Annotated in this window: 11 protein-coding genes and 1 other RNA gene; 10 read left to right on the plus strand and 2 right to left on the minus strand. The window is 62.7% G+C overall.

Features of this window, described 5'->3' with window-relative positions; all coding sequences use genetic code 11:
- Positions 1-99 precede the first annotated feature (99 nt).
- From ribBA to nusB, 3 genes are all read left to right on the plus strand, one after another.
- Positions 100-1,218: a bifunctional 3,4-dihydroxy-2-butanone-4-phosphate synthase/GTP cyclohydrolase II gene (gene ribBA, locus AC07X6_RS25065; protein ID WP_494792741.1), complete on the plus strand. Its 1,119-nt coding sequence runs from the start codon at positions 100-102 to the stop codon at positions 1,216-1,218.
- Positions 1,219-1,394: 176 nt separating this feature from the next.
- Positions 1,395-1,877: a 6,7-dimethyl-8-ribityllumazine synthase gene (gene ribH / locus AC07X6_RS25070; RefSeq protein ID WP_099664961.1), complete on the plus strand. Its 483-nt coding sequence runs from the start codon at positions 1,395-1,397 to the stop codon at positions 1,875-1,877.
- A gap of 202 nt (positions 1,878-2,079) precedes the next feature.
- The gene (nusB, locus tag AC07X6_RS25075; protein ID WP_071078713.1) at positions 2,080-2,550 is read left to right on the plus strand and encodes a transcription antitermination factor NusB; all 471 of its coding nucleotides are present in this window, start codon (positions 2,080-2,082) and stop codon (positions 2,548-2,550) included.
- Between the two features lie 121 nt (positions 2,551-2,671).
- Here nusB and AC07X6_RS25080 read toward each other — a convergent pair whose 3' ends face one another.
- The gene (locus AC07X6_RS25080; protein WP_171984962.1) at positions 2,672-3,589 is read right to left on the minus strand and encodes a lytic transglycosylase domain-containing protein; all 918 of its coding nucleotides are present in this window, start codon (positions 3,587-3,589) and stop codon (positions 2,672-2,674) included.
- Positions 3,590-4,068: 479 nt separating this feature from the next.
- Between AC07X6_RS25080 and ubiD the strand changes: the two genes are divergently transcribed.
- The 7 genes from ubiD (at position 4,069) to AC07X6_RS25115 (ending at position 11,743) form a co-directional block, all read left to right on the plus strand.
- Positions 4,069-5,553, plus strand: coding sequence for a 4-hydroxy-3-polyprenylbenzoate decarboxylase (gene ubiD, locus AC07X6_RS25085; protein ID WP_494792742.1), 1,485 nt, complete (start codon positions 4,069-4,071; stop codon positions 5,551-5,553).
- Between the two features lie 123 nt (positions 5,554-5,676).
- Positions 5,677-5,775: signal recognition particle sRNA small type (gene ffs / locus AC07X6_RS25090), an RNA gene on the plus strand.
- 239 nt (positions 5,776-6,014) lie between these two features.
- Entirely contained in the window at positions 6,015-8,303 is a 2,289-nt protein-coding gene (dnaX, locus tag AC07X6_RS25095) for a DNA polymerase III subunit gamma/tau (RefSeq protein WP_494792743.1), read from the plus strand.
- Between the two features lie 40 nt (positions 8,304-8,343).
- Positions 8,344-8,670, plus strand: coding sequence for a YbaB/EbfC family nucleoid-associated protein (locus AC07X6_RS25100; RefSeq protein WP_034759121.1), 327 nt, complete (start codon positions 8,344-8,346; stop codon positions 8,668-8,670).
- 47 nt (positions 8,671-8,717) lie between these two features.
- Positions 8,718-9,308: a recombination mediator RecR gene (gene recR / locus AC07X6_RS25105; protein WP_076570564.1), complete on the plus strand. Its 591-nt coding sequence runs from the start codon at positions 8,718-8,720 to the stop codon at positions 9,306-9,308.
- A gap of 3 nt (positions 9,309-9,311) precedes the next feature.
- The gene (locus AC07X6_RS25110; RefSeq protein WP_494792744.1) at positions 9,312-10,529 is read left to right on the plus strand and encodes a CaiB/BaiF CoA transferase family protein; all 1,218 of its coding nucleotides are present in this window, start codon (positions 9,312-9,314) and stop codon (positions 10,527-10,529) included.
- Between the two features lie 71 nt (positions 10,530-10,600).
- The gene (locus AC07X6_RS25115; protein WP_494792745.1) at positions 10,601-11,743 is read left to right on the plus strand and encodes an esterase-like activity of phytase family protein; all 1,143 of its coding nucleotides are present in this window, start codon (positions 10,601-10,603) and stop codon (positions 11,741-11,743) included.
- On the opposite strand, the gene AC07X6_RS25120 is transcribed toward AC07X6_RS25115, so the two are convergent.
- Complete coding sequence (locus AC07X6_RS25120) at positions 11,712-13,871, minus strand: putative bifunctional diguanylate cyclase/phosphodiesterase (protein WP_230542396.1); 2,160 nt, start codon at positions 13,869-13,871, stop codon at positions 11,712-11,714. The genes AC07X6_RS25115 and AC07X6_RS25120 overlap by 32 nt on opposite strands.
- Position 13,872: the final 1 nt, after the last annotated feature.

A 13,872-nucleotide genomic window follows, 5' to 3' on the forward strand; every position in this document is an offset into this window, starting at 1 on the left:
TAAATCCTTTAAAATAGCAGGTTATAAGAAAATTCCCGGAAATTCGCGGAATGTTCGCACGCGATGTTTCAGTTTTTAGCCTTACTAAGAGGATCAAAGATGTCTATTTCCAGCACCGAAGAGATCGTCGCTGAATTACGCGCCGGCCGCATGGTGATACTGGTCGATGAAGAAGACCGGGAAAATGAAGGCGATCTGGTGCTTGCCGCCGATTTCGTGACGCCTGAAGCCATCAATTTCATGATCACGCATGCGCGTGGCCTGGTCTGCCTGACCCTGACGGAAGAGCGTTGCGACGAGCTGAACCTGTCGATGATGACGTCGCGCAACGGCACCGCCTATGGCACCAACTTCACCGTGTCCATCGAAGCGGCCGAAGGCGTGACGACGGGCATTTCCGCCGCCGACCGCGCCAAGACCATCCAGGTAGCGGTTGCCAAGGGCACGCAGCCCAGCGATATCGTCCAGCCTGGCCATATCTTCCCGCTGAAAGCGCAAAAGGGCGGCGTGCTGATGCGCGCAGGCCATACGGAAGCCGGTTGCGACTTGACGGCCATGGCCGGCCTGACGCCCGCGTCCGTCATTTGCGAAATCATGAAGGATGACGGCACCATGGCGCGCCTGCCGGACTTGCTGGTGTTTGCCGAGCAACATGGCCTGAAAATCGGCACGATTGCCGACCTGATCCATTACCGCAGCCAGACGGAATCCCTGGTCGAGCGCGTTGCCGAGCGCACCCTGCACACGGCGCATGGCGAATTCCGTTTGATCGCCTTCCGCGACAAGCCCAGCGCGTCGGCCCACCTGGCTCTCGTGCATGGCGATTTGGCACCCGGCCTGGAAGCGCTGGTGCGCGTGCACCAGCCCGTTTCCCTGCTGGACGTGCTGGAAAGCGAAGCGACCACCCACTCGTGGACGGTGGCCGCCTCGATGGCCGCCATCAAGCAGTCCGAGCGGGGCGTGATGGTCTTGCTGAACTGCGGCGAGACGTCGGGCGAGCTGTTTGCCCAGTTCGCCGCGCTCGATACGCCGCAAGCCAAGCCGAAAGGCCGCGCCGCCAGCATGGACTTGCGCAGCTATGGCATCGGCGCGCAAATCCTGCGCGACCTGGGCGTGAGCAAGATGCAATTGCTGGCCAGCCCCCGCAAGATGCCGTCGATGGTCGGTTTTGACCTGGAAGTAACGGGTTTTCAGTGCCATCCAGGCCAGGACGCCTAACTAAATCTACTGCGCGTCGCGATTTGCGGCCTGTGATGCTCACTGTACCTTCGTACAGTTGCGCTTCTCGACCACAACTCGCTGCCGCTCGCTACGATTTTGTCAGGCGTCGATGTAGAGTAAATGATGGCGACATGTGCATGTCGCCCTGAACCACCAGATTAAAGAGGCATATGATGACCGTAGGAGCATACGAAACCAATTTTGCCGGCGAAGGTTTGCGCGTCGGTATCGTCCAGGCACGATTCAATGAAATCGTCGGTGGTGGCTTGCTGTCGGCATGCCTGGAAGAGTTGAGCAAGCTGGGCGTGGCCGATGAAGATATCCTGCACGTGACCGTGCCGGGCGCCCTGGAAATCCCGCTGATTCTGCAAAAAATGGCAGAAACCGAGCAATTCGACGCCCTGATCGCACTGGGCGCCGTGATTCGCGGTGAAACCTACCACTTCGAGCTGGTATCGAACGAATCGGGCGCGGGCATCACGCGCGTCGGTCTCGATTACGGCATCCCCATCGCCAACGCAGTGTTGACGACGGAAAACGACGAGCAGGCGGAAGTGCGCATGCTGGTCAAGGGAGCGGAAGCGGCACGCGTGGCAGTGGAAATGGCTAATCTGGCGCAAGCGCTAGAAGAGTTGCAAGAATCCGAGGAGGACTAGCCGTGTAGTGAACGTCCGATAAAACGCCCATAGCCGCGTTGCAAGCCCTCGCCGTACATTCGTACTGTCTTCGGGCTCGCGCCTTGCTCTGAGCATTTTCTCGAACGTTCTGACACGCGGTTGGCTGCGGCACGTTGAAAAGCGCGCCGTGCTGTCTCGCCGGAATTTGTAGTGAACACGTACTTAAGAACAGGTAACAATCATGACTGAGAAAAATTTGCTCGCCAACCCCAGCAAAAACCGCACGCCGCGTCACCGCGCGCGCGAGTTTGCGCTGCAGGGCTTGTACCAGTGGCTGCTGAACAATGAAGACGCGACTACCGTCGTGAACAATATTCGCGCGGCCCACGGCTTCGACAAGGCCGATGGCGATCATTTCACGGTGCTGCTGTACGGCGCCATCAAGGATTCGCTGGCGCTGCGCGACAGCATGGCACCTTTGATCGATCGCAATATCGCGGAATTGTCGCCCATCGAACACGGCATCCTGCTGATCGGCGCGTTCGAGCTGAAGAACAACATGGAAATCCCGTACCGCGTCGTCATCAACGAAGCGGTCGAGCTGGCCAAGTCGTTTGGCGGCATCGACGGCCACAAGTATGTGAACGGCGTGCTCGACAAGCTGGCAGTGAAATTCCGCGAGGAAGAAGTGGGCGCCAACAAGCGCAAGTAATATATAGCGTAGTTCCTGCGGCTGCTGCCGCAGGGCAACAAAAAAGCCACCGGCACTTGCGTGCGGTGGCTTTTTCTTTGGGTGCTGCTTTTTGGATGCCCCTGTGAGGGCTTTTAAAGGGTCACAGGCCGGCGATCTCGTTGTGCGGCAGCACTTTGATGGTGATGCCGCTTTCCGCTGCAGGCGCCTTGGCTGGCGCTGGCGTGTTCGATGCCATCACCGGCGTCGTCGTCGGCACGCGCTGGCCGGCCGACACTTGCTTCAGGCGGCGGTATTCGGCCAGCACGCGCGAGCCGTAGCCCGAGTCGGTGGCGAAGTTGGCGGCGCCCACATAGGTTTTCAAGCCCGCTTCGACGGAACCGCCACGCGTGACGTAGTCTTTCAGGATCAGGGAGCCGACGCGGATGTTGGCGACGGGATTCAGCGCTGCTTGCACGCCGCCCATTTCCTGGAAGCGCTCATGGTGCACTTTCGACATGACTTGCATCAAGCCTTGCGCGCCGACGGGGCTTTCCGCGAACGGGTTCAAGCCCGATTCGATGGCCATCACGGCCAGGATCAGCAGCGGGTCCAGCTTGATTTCACGGGCCGTCAGGTAAGCCGTCGAGACGAGCATATTGGTGGCGTCGTTGGCCACGCGGTAGCGCTTGGAGAGCCAGTTGGTGACCCATTGCTGCTGCTTTTGCGTGCCCAGCAAGGCTTTTTCTTCCTTGCTCAAAGGTGCGTCGCTGGCGGCGGCCGTTTGCACGGAAGCCGGCGCTTCCATCAGTGCCGACAGGGCCGGCGCTTCGACGGCTTGCGCCTCTGCCATTGGCAGCGGGAACAGGCTGTGCGTCAGTTGCTTGCCCAGGTCCGGGCGGAACATCAGCAGGGCGATCAGTGCCAGGGCGGAAATGCCGAAGACTGTCAGTGTGTGTTGTGCCGTGGTCAAAACGCCACGCGCCGAAATGGCTTGTGCGCGGGCGCGCAAACGCGCCAACGCTGGCTGCCCAGCCACGGTTGAAGCAGGCAAGGCTGCTTCAGTGCTACGATGAGTCATAGAGTTCCCCGAAATGTCGCGTCAACAGGCAGCCCCTCCGCGGTGTCGCGGTGTTGTGGGTACTGCCAATGCCGTGCATCAGAAATATCATCGTTTCCGCCGCGTATGGATGCGTGCGAGAAACGCCGTCATTGCTTGCTTGAGCTGATCGGTCCCGTTTTTGGTATTGGATCAGTCGCAATACAACTTTTACCGGGGGTAAGGCAGACGCCTTTTGAAAACACTCCTTAAAATGTCATGTGGAGCCCCGACTCCGTGAATGAAAGAGAAACGCTAAAATCAAGCTCTGGGCCGGCGTGCTCTTTCAAGTTGGGCGAATTGTAGAAGCCGTTTTATATCAAGTCAATACTAACGAATCGTTTCTTTATTACTTTTATGTCTTACTTTTTGTCTTGCATTGTGCCAAAAGCCAATAAAATCAATTACTTGGCATAGATCCTTCAGCAACGGCGTCCGACGTCAAAAAAAATTAAAAACACATGAAATATTCAGATTTGCGAGATTTTATTTCTCAACTGCAACAAATGGGTGAACTTAAGCCCATTTCGACCCCCATTTCACCGATTTTGGAGATGACGGAAGTCTGCGACCGCACCTTGCGCGCGGGCGGACCGGCCTTGCTGTTCAATAATCCGACGGGATACGACATGCCGGTGCTGGGCAATCTGTTCGGCACCACGCGCCGCGTGGCGCTGGGCATGGGCGCGGAAGACGTCAGCGAGTTGCGCAAGATCGGCCATGTGCTGGCGCGCCTGAAGGAGCCGGAACCGCCGAAGGATTTCAAGGATCTGCTGGGCCTGGGTTCCCTGGTGAAATCCGTGTGGGACATGTCGCCGAAGGAGTTGCGCGGCGCGAAGTGCCAGGAAATCGTCTGGGAAGGTAACGATGTCGACCTGGCGCGCCTGCCCATCCAGCATTGCTGGCCCGGCGACGTCGCTCCCCTGATCACCTGGGGCCTGGTGATCACCAAGGGCCCGAACAAGAAGCGGCAAAACCTGGGCATCTACCGCCAGCAAGTGCTGGGACGCAACAAGGTCATCATGCGCTGGCTGGCGCACCGGGGCGGGGCGCTGGACTTCCGCGAGCATGCCATTCAAAGCAGGGGCAAGCCGTATCCGATCGCCGTCGCGCTGGGCGCCGATCCCGCTACTATATTAGGGGCCGTCACGCCGGTGCCGGACAGCTTGTCCGAATACCAGTTCGCCGGCTTGCTGCGCGGCAGCCGCACGGAGCTGGTGAAAGCCATCGGCAGCGAGCTGCGCGTGCCCGCTTCCGCCGAAATCGTGCTCGAAGGCCATATCTATCCCGATGAAAACCATCCGAGCGGCTACGAGCACGCGCTGGAAGGGCCGTATGGCGACCACACGGGCTACTATAATGAGCAGGACAGTTTCCCCGTGTTCACCATCGACCGCATCACCATGCGCCGCGACCCGATCTACCACTCCACGTACACGGGCAAACCGCCGGACGAACCGGCCGTGCTGGGCCTGGCCCTGAACGAAGTGTTCGTGCCGCTGCTGCAAAAGCAGTTCAGCGAAATCACGGATTTCTATCTGCCGCCCGAAGGCTGCAGCTACCGCATGGCCGTGGTGCAGATCAAGAAACAGTACGCGGGCCACGCCAAGCGCGTGATGTTCGGCGTGTGGAGCTTTTTGCGCCAGTTCATGTATACCAAGTTCATCGTGGTGGTCGACGAAGACGTGAATATCCGTGACTGGAAAGAGGTCATCTGGGCTATCACGACGCGGGTCGACCCGATCCGCGACACCACGCTGGTCGACAACACGCCCATCGATTACCTGGACTTCGCCTCGCCCGTCAGCGGCCTGGGCAGCAAGATGGGCATCGACGCGACGAATAAATGGCCGGGCGAAACGACGCGCGAGTGGGGCACGACGATCGCCATGACGCCGGAAGTGAAGGCGAAGGTGGATGGGATCTGGCAGGAGCTGGGTTTGTAAGGCCAACCCAAGAGCAGATGCCGGGGTCGTACCCTCAGGGTACGACCCCAGATTTCGCCGTTGGGGTACTCTGGTTTTTGCGTGACTTCCCCAATCTTGCGCAGGTCGGTTATAATTGTCCCCGGCGGGCCCCTGCGCATCGTGGCATGGCTAACCTGGTCAGGTCGGGAACGAAGCAGCCACGGCTATTAACCATGAGTGCCGCAGATCAGGCTCGCCTCCTTCGGGAATGTTTTAATCTGGATCAACAATCAAGCTGCCATGGGCAGCTTTTTTGCTTTTACGGCCCCATTTTCCTGCGACGCCGCAGCATTGCCGGGCTTGCCGTGTTTTCCATATTTCCAGCTGGCCATGTTATACAATTGCTGCTTTGCCGCGTTTGCCAGGTTTGCCTGGCCCGGCCATGAGGCTTGCGCCCGCCGCGCAGGATCACCCGCAAAATCGCATGGTAAAATCTCAGCATGTCCTATCAAGTCCTCGCCCGTAAATACCGCCCCAAGAATTTCGAGACGCTCGTCGGCCAGGAGCACGTCGTGCGCGCGCTCACGCATGCCTTGCACAGCGGCCGATTGCATCACGCCTACCTGTTCACGGGCACGCGCGGCGTCGGCAAGACGACCCTGTCGCGCATCCTGGCCAAGTCGCTCAATTGCATCGGCCCCGATGGCACGGGCGGCATCACGGCCCAGCCTTGCGGCGTCTGTGAAGCGTGCACGGCGATCGATGCGGGACGCTTTGTCGACTATATAGAGATGGATGCGGCATCGAACCGCGGCGTCGATGAAATGGCGCAGCTGCTGGAGCAAGCCGTCTACGCACCCAGCAATGCGCGCTTCAAGGTCTATATGATCGATGAGGTGCACATGCTGACGAACCACGCGTTCAATTCCATGCTGAAAACCCTGGAAGAGCCGCCCGAGCACGTCAAGTTCATCCTGGCCACGACGGACCCGCAAAAGATTCCCGTGACCGTGCTGTCGCGCTGCCTGCAGTTCAACCTCAAGCAGATGCCTCCCGGCCACATCATCAGCCACCTGGACAATATCCTGGGGCAAGAGGGCATCGCCTTCGAACAGCCGGCCTTGCGCCTGCTGGCCCAGGGCGCCCATGGTTCCATGCGCGACGCGCTGTCGCTGACGGACCAGGCCATCGCCTACGCGGCCGGCGAAGTCACGCTCGACGCCGTGCAAGGCATGCTGGGCGCGCTCGACCAGTCGTACCTGGTGCGCCTGCTCGACGCGCTGGCGCAGCAGGATGGCGCGGACTTGCTGGCCGTGGCCGACGAAATGGCCTCGCGCAGCCTGTCGTATAACGGCGCCCTGCAGGATCTGGGCACTTTATTGCACCGCATTGCGCTGGCGCAAACCGTGCCCGCTGCCTTGCCGCAGGATTTGCCTGAATATGCGGATATCGTGCGTCTGGCCGCCGCGTTTGACGCGGAAGAAGTGCAGCTGTTTTACCAGATCGCCGTGCATGGCCGCAATGAACTGGGCCTGGCGCCCGACGAATACGCGGGCTTTACCATGACCTTGCTGCGCATGCTGGCCTTTCGGCCCGGCATAGGCGGCGCCGAAGGCGTGCCGGCTGCGGCACCGGCGGCTGCCCCTGGCAACCGTCCCGCCGCCGTCGCTGCCGCGCGCGCCGCCGCTGGCGCTTCCGCACCGGCCGCCCGCGCCGCCACGAACAGCGTGGCCAGCCATGCCGCCGTGACGCCGCCCGCCGTCGTCGCCGCCGCTGCCGCCAGCATGGCCCGCAGCGAAGCGCCGCCGCCACGCGCGGCTGCACCAGCACCGGCACCTGTCCCAGCCCCGGCACCGGCAGCGCCGCCGCCTGCGGCTGCCCCGGCAGCCTCGGGCGCGCCGATCAGTTCCGCGCGCGCCGCCATCAATGCGGCGCTGGAAGCGGCCCGCGCCGCCTCGAAAGGCCGTCCGGGCAGCGCGCCGTCGGCGCCAACATCGGCACCCAAGCCGGCCGTACCGGCACCGGCTGCCGCTGCCGCTGCCGTTGTGGCGCCCGCCCCGGCCGCGCCCGTCCAGGCTGCCCCGCCGCCACCGGCCGCCGCGCAAGCGCCGGCGCCGTGGGACGATGCGCCACCCGTGGCCGTGATGGAAGCGCCGCCACCGGTGCAGCCGGCGCGCCAGGCGCCGCCACAGCAGGCGCCCGCCGACGACGACTTGCCGCCCTGGGTCACCGAATTTTCCGACGACAGTGCCTCGGCCGCCGTGTCGGCGCCCGCCGCGCAAAGCAGCGAGCAGCCGGCCGTCGTCATGCCGCAACGTGCCGCCAAGCAAGCCGCGCCCAGCGGGCCGTACGTGATTACGCCCGTGCCGGGCCTGGACTGGGACGGCAACTGGCCGGCCGTCGCCGCCGTGCTGCCCCTGCGCGGCATAGCCCAGCAGCTGGCCGTGCAAGCCGAGCTGATCGAGTGCCTGCACGACGGCCACAGCACCACGTTCCGCCTGCGCGTACCCATCGATACGTGGCGCAGTCCGGCCAACGTGGAAAAACTGGCGGCCGTGCTGAGCGAGCGTTTCGGCCGCAAGGTGAATGTCGACACGGAACTGGGCGCCGTCTGGTACACGGCCAGCGCGGAAGCGCAGGCCCACCGCGAGGCGTGCCAGCTTGCCGCGGAAGAAACCATCGCCAGCGATCCCTTCGTGCTCGACATGAAGCGTGTATTCGACGCCTTTGTCGTGCCGGGAACGATTACCCCTGCACCGGCCGGCTCCGCCGCGCCGACCCTGCATTGATGATTAACACACTCACAAACTGAATTAACGGAGCATTCTTATGATGAAAAATCAACTGGCTGGCCTGATGAAGCAGGCGCAAGCAATGCAAGACAACATGAAAAAGGCCCAGGAACAACTGGCGCTGGTGGAAGTGGAAGGCCAGTCCGGCGCCGGCCTGGTCAAGATCGTCATGACGTGCAAGAACGACGTCAAGCGCGTCTCCATCGACCCGTCGCTGCTGGCCGACGACAAGGACATGCTGGAAGACCTGGTGGCCGCCGCCTTCAACGACGCCGTGCGCAAGGCGGAAGCGACGTCCGCGGAAAAAATGGCAGGCTTGACCGGCGGCATGAACTTGCCAGCCGGCTTCAAAATGCCATTCTGATGCAACACCGCATGCGCTCGATCTGTGGCACTGGGCAGGGTTGATCCATGTCAAAGTCGCTTGAATTCTTGACCGAGGCGCTGCGGCGCCTGCCCGGCGTCGGCCCCAAGTCGGCGCAGCGGATGGCGTTTCATTTGTTGCAGCACGATCGGGAAGGCGCGGCCATGCTGTCGCGCGCCCTGTTCCAGGCCGTCGATGCCGTGCATCACTGCGGCCTGTGCAATACCTTTACCGAACATGAAGTGTGCGAGACCTGTCTCGACGAAGAGCGCGACAAGCGCTTGCTGTGCGTGGTGGAAACACCCGCCGACCAGCTGATGATCGAGCAGACGCTCACCTACAAGGGCCTGTATTTCGTGCTCATGGGACGGCTCTCTCCGCTGGACGGCATCGGCCCGAAAGATATCCACCTCGAAAAATTGCTGAACCGCGCCAACGATGGCGTGGTCAATGAAGTGGTGCTGGCCACCAATTTCACGAATGAAGGCGAAGCGACGGCCCATTACATCAGCGAAATGCTGAAGGCGCGGGGCTTGCGCGTGAGCCGCCTGGCCCGCGGCGTGCCCGTGGGCGGCGAACTGGAATACGTCGACGCGGGCACGATTGCCCGCGCGATGCTCGACCGCAGGGCAACCTAAATCATGCAAGAAAAAACGTCGGCTGGTCCTTTGACGGGCATCAAAGTCCTGGAACTGGGCACCCTGATCGCGGGGCCGTTCTGCGCCCGCATGCTGGCCGAATTCGGCGCCGACGTGATCAAGATCGAGTCGCCCGATGGCGGCGACCCGATCCGTACCTGGCGCGTGCTGAAGGATGGCACCTCCTTGTGGTGGTCGGTGCAGGCGCGCAACAAGAAAAGTCTGACCTTGAACCTGAAAACGCCCGAGGGCCGGGCGATTGCGCGCCAGCTGGCCCTGGAAGCGGACATCATCATCGAGAACTACCGTCCCGGCGTGCTGGAAAAGTGGGACCTCGGCTATGAGCAGCTGAAAAAGGAAAAACCGTCGCTGATCATGGTGCGCCTGTCCGGCTTTGGCCAGACGGGGCCGATGAAGGACTTGCCCGGTTTCGGCGCCATCGGCGAGTCGATGGGCGGCTTGCGCTATGTGTCCGGCTTTGCCGACCGCCCGCCCGTGCGCGTCGGCGTGTCGATCGGCGACTCGGTGGCGGCCCTGCACGGCGTGATCGGCGCCATGATGGCCCTACGCCACCGCGACGTGACGGGCGGCCGGGACGGCGGGGAAGGGCAGATGGTCGACGTGGCCCTGTACGAATCCGTGTTCAACCTGATGGAGTCCCTGGTGCCCGAATACGACCAGGCGGGCGTCGTGCGCGAGCGCACGGGCGGCTCCCTGCCCGGCATCGTGCCCTCGAACACCTACACGACGGGCGATGGCGAAAACATCGTCATTGCCGGCAATGGCGACGCCATCTTCAAGCGCTTGATGCTGGCCATGGGCCGCATCGACATGGCGGGCGACCCGCAGCTGGCGCGCAATGACGGCCGGGTGGCGCGCACGCAGGAAATCGACGACGCCATCGGCGCCTGGTGCGCCACGCACACGATAGACAGCGCGCTGGCCGTCTTGACGGCGGCAGACGTCCCCGCCGGGAAGATTTACTCCGTGCGCGACATGATGAGCGATCCGCAATTTCTCGCCCGCAACATGTTCGAACAGCACCATTTCGCCGACGGCACGCCCGTCAAATTGCCCGCCATCAGCCCGAAACTGTCCGCCACGCCGGGCAAGACGCAGTGGCTGGGGCCGGCCCTGGGCCAGCACAACGACGAGGTGCTGGCGTCGCTCGGCTATGATGCGGCGGCCATCTCGCGGCTCAAGGCCGATGGGGTGGTGTAATTTTTGGGGGGCAGACCCGTCGGGTCTGACCCCAGCTTTTGTTTCTGGGTTCAATTAATTTCGGAATCAGCATGCCTCAACCGTTCCACCGCGCGCGCACCGCGCTTGCCCTGGCGTCCGCCGCCATCCTCCTCTCCGCCTGCGCCAGCTTCCCCCACGACGCGCCGATTGCCGGCCTGCGCCTGATCGGCGAGCAGCGCATTGCGCTTAAATACGCGTTCGAGGGCACCACGGTGGGCGGCTTGTCCGGCATCGACTACGATGCGGCCAGCAATACCTGGGTGATGGAAAGCGATGACCGCTCGGAAATCAATCCGGCCCGCTTTTACCGCGCCACGCTCAGCTACGACAGCACGGCATTCTCCGCCGTGACCTTCAACAGCGTGCATTTCTTCACGCAGCCCGACGGCAGCCGCTATCCGAACCTGGCCCATGCAAAGCTGGACCGGGGCGACCAGGTTCCCGACATCGAAACCATCCGCGTCGATCCGCGGAACGGCAGCCTGTGGTACGGCAGCGAAGGCAACCGCAAGGTGGGCTTGCATCCGTTCGTGCGCCACGCGGACCGCGATGGGCATTATCTGGCTACCTTGCCCACGCCCGCCATGTTCAATGTGTCGAAGGAGGAAATCGGCTCGCGCAACAATATGACGTTTGAAGCGCTGTCGTTTGCCAGCGATGGCAAGAGCCTGTGGCTGGGCATGGAAGCGGCCCTGTACCAGGATGGCCCGCTGGCCACGCCCGACAACGGCTCCGTCGTGCGCATCACGCGCCTGGACCGCGCCGGCACCGTGCTGGGCCAGTATGCGTATCCGATCGAGCCGGTGGCGTCGCGGCCCGCGCCGGGGCGCGAAGCGGACAATGGCGTGTCGGAAATCCTCGCCGTCAACGACCATCAGGTGCTGGTGGTGGAGCGGGCCGGCGTGGCCAACGCGGACGGCCTGTACACGAACCACGTGCGCATCTACGAAATGGAGACGGATGGCGCCACCGACATCCAGGCCATCCCCGCCCTGGCGGGCGCAAGCTATGTGCCGGCGCGCAAGCGCCTGCTGCTGGACCTGGAAAAGATCGGCCTGTCCCGGGTCGACAATATCGAAGGCATCAGCTGGGGCCCGCGCCTGGCGAACGGCCGCCGCAGCCTGGTGATGATTTCTGACGATAATTTTAATCCGCAGCAAGTCACGCAAATCCTTGCCTTCGAAGTGCTCTAGTTTCCAGGCTGGCCAGCTGGCCCGTCTGCCTGGCCAGCATGGCCGTGATCGTGTCGTGTGGCGATGGGTGGCCTAAAAAGTATCCCTGGGCCATGTCGCAGCCGTATTCTTCCAGCATCACCAGTTGCTCGTCCGTTTCCACGCCCTCGGCCACCACCACCATCTTCAAGCCGTGCGCCATGGCGATGATGGCGCGCGTGATGGCCGCGTTTTCCGTATCCTGCGGCAAGCCGGCGATAAAACTCTTGTCGATCTTTAAGGCCCGCACGTCGAAGCGTTTCAGATAATTCATCGACGAATATCCCGTGCCGAAGTCGTCGATCGACAGGTAGACGCCGATGCCGCGCAATTGCTCCAGGGTCACCATGGTGGCGCGCGCATCGTCCATCAACGTCCCTTCCGTCAATTCCAGTTCCAGCAGCCGCGCGTCGAGGCCCGTGTCGGCCAGGGCCGACAGCACGATCTGCATCAGGTTTTCATCCTTGAATTGCTTGGCCGACAGGTTGACGGCCATGCGGATGGCGCGCCCGCCATCGTTTTGCCACGCCTTGGCCTGGTTGCAGGCCGTGCGCAGCACCCATTCGCCGATGGGCACGATCAACCCCGTCTCTTCGGCCAGCGGGATGAATTCCGTAGGCGAAATGATGCCCCGCTCCGGGTGGCGCCACCGCACCAGCGCTTCCACGCCGACGATCTGCGTGCTGGGCACGTCGATCTGCGGCTGGTACAGCAGGTACAGCTCGTTGTTCTGTAACGCTTTGCGCAAGCCCACTTCCATCTTGACGTGGCTCATGATTTCCATCGTCAGCGAGGAGCTGTACAGCTTGGCGTTGTTCTTGCCGCAGTTCTTCGCGTGGTACATGGCCGTGTCCGCGTACTTGAGCAGCGAGTTGCAGTCCTCGCCATCTTCCGGATACAGCGAAATGCCGATGCTGGCCGTGACGAAAATCTCGTGCCCCTCGATCATGAAGGGCCGGCGCATGGCTTCTTTTACGCGGTGCGCCACGTTCAGCGCGTCTTCCACGCGCTCCAGGTCGGGGATCAGAATCGTGAATTCGTCGCCGCCCAGGCGCGCCAGGTTGCTGCCGCCGGAGCTGGGCCCGAACTCGTGCTCGGCGCGCAGCACCAGGTCGCTGGGGCGGATGGTTTCGCGCAGGCGCTCGGACACCACCTTGAGCAAATGGTCGCCCACGTCGTGGCCCAGGGTGTCGTTGATGCGCTTGAAGGCGTCGAGGTCCATGAACAGCACGGCGAATTTCTTGTCGTGCTCCTTCGAGCGCAGCAGCTCGCGTTCCAGCGTTTCCAGGAAAGCCTGGCGGTTGGGGATGCCCGTCAGGCTGTCGCAATAGGCGAGGCGGCGGATCTGCTCTTCCGTGCGCTTGCGCTCGCTGATGTCGCGCACCAGGCCCAGCACCTCGTCGGCCCCCGTCGCCACCAGGCGCGCCTCGAAATGGCGCGTGCTGTCTTCGTGCGTGAGCGTGTAGTCGACCGAGCCGATATGCTGCGTGGCCAGCACGGCGTGCGCCTTGTCCAGCAGGCGCGCGGCGATTTCGGGCGGCAGCACGTCGCGGATATGGCTGCCCACGCAGTCGCTGAGGGAAAAGCCGGCGCTGGCGTCATGCCCCTGTTCATAGTCGAGATAAAAGCCTTCGCGGTTCAGGCGGAAGAAGGTGTCGGGGATGGCGGCCAGCACGGCGCGGTTGTGCGCATCGGCGATGCGCAGGCGGGCGATGGCGTCGCTGGCGCGCAGCACGTACAGCACGCGGTGTCCGAGGATGGGCCAGTTGATGGGCTTGGAAATGAAATCCGTGGCGCCCACCTCGTAGGCGTGCGTGACGGCTTCCAGTTCGTCGCCGCCCGTGACCATGATGATGGGCACCGTGCCGCCCACTTCCTGGTGGCGGATTTCGCGGCACACGGCAAAGCCGTCCATGGCGGGCATGTCGACGTCGAGCATGACCAGGTCGGGCCCGCTGTGCTTGTAGCTGGCCAGTGCCTGCACGCCGTCTTCGGCCTCGATCACGTCCAGGCCCACCTGCGTGAGCATTTGCCGCATCAGCAGGCGCATCACGGGATCGTCGTCGGCCACCAGCACCAGGCCGCGGGGAGGGGAGAGGGGCGCTGTCATG

Source organism: Janthinobacterium sp. GW460-12-1-14-LB5 (assembly GCF_059423585.1).

What these genes read in the sequence shown, in the direction of transcription:
- ribBA (WP_494792741.1), top strand. Translation starts at nt 100, where the DNA reads ATGTCTATTTCCAGCACCGAAGAGATCGTCGCTGAATTACGCGCCGGC.
- ribH (WP_099664961.1), top strand. Translation starts at nt 1,395, where the DNA reads ATGACCGTAGGAGCATACGAAACCAATTTTGCCGGCGAAGGTTTGCGC.
- nusB (WP_071078713.1), top strand. Translation starts at nt 2,080, where the DNA reads ATGACTGAGAAAAATTTGCTCGCCAACCCCAGCAAAAACCGCACGCCG.
- AC07X6_RS25080 (WP_171984962.1), bottom strand. Translation starts at nt 3,589, where the DNA reads ATGACTCATCGTAGCACTGAAGCAGCCTTGCCTGCTTCAACCGTGGCT.
- ubiD (WP_494792742.1), top strand. Translation starts at nt 4,069, where the DNA reads ATGAAATATTCAGATTTGCGAGATTTTATTTCTCAACTGCAACAAATG.
- dnaX (WP_494792743.1), top strand. Translation starts at nt 6,015, where the DNA reads ATGTCCTATCAAGTCCTCGCCCGTAAATACCGCCCCAAGAATTTCGAG.
- AC07X6_RS25100 (WP_034759121.1), top strand. Translation starts at nt 8,344, where the DNA reads ATGATGAAAAATCAACTGGCTGGCCTGATGAAGCAGGCGCAAGCAATG.
- recR (WP_076570564.1), top strand. Translation starts at nt 8,718, where the DNA reads ATGTCAAAGTCGCTTGAATTCTTGACCGAGGCGCTGCGGCGCCTGCCC.
- AC07X6_RS25110 (WP_494792744.1), top strand. Translation starts at nt 9,312, where the DNA reads ATGCAAGAAAAAACGTCGGCTGGTCCTTTGACGGGCATCAAAGTCCTG.
- AC07X6_RS25115 (WP_494792745.1), top strand. Translation starts at nt 10,601, where the DNA reads ATGCCTCAACCGTTCCACCGCGCGCGCACCGCGCTTGCCCTGGCGTCC.
- AC07X6_RS25120 (WP_230542396.1), bottom strand. Translation starts at nt 13,871, where the DNA reads ATGACAGCGCCCCTCTCCCCTCCCCGCGGCCTGGTGCTGGTGGCCGAC.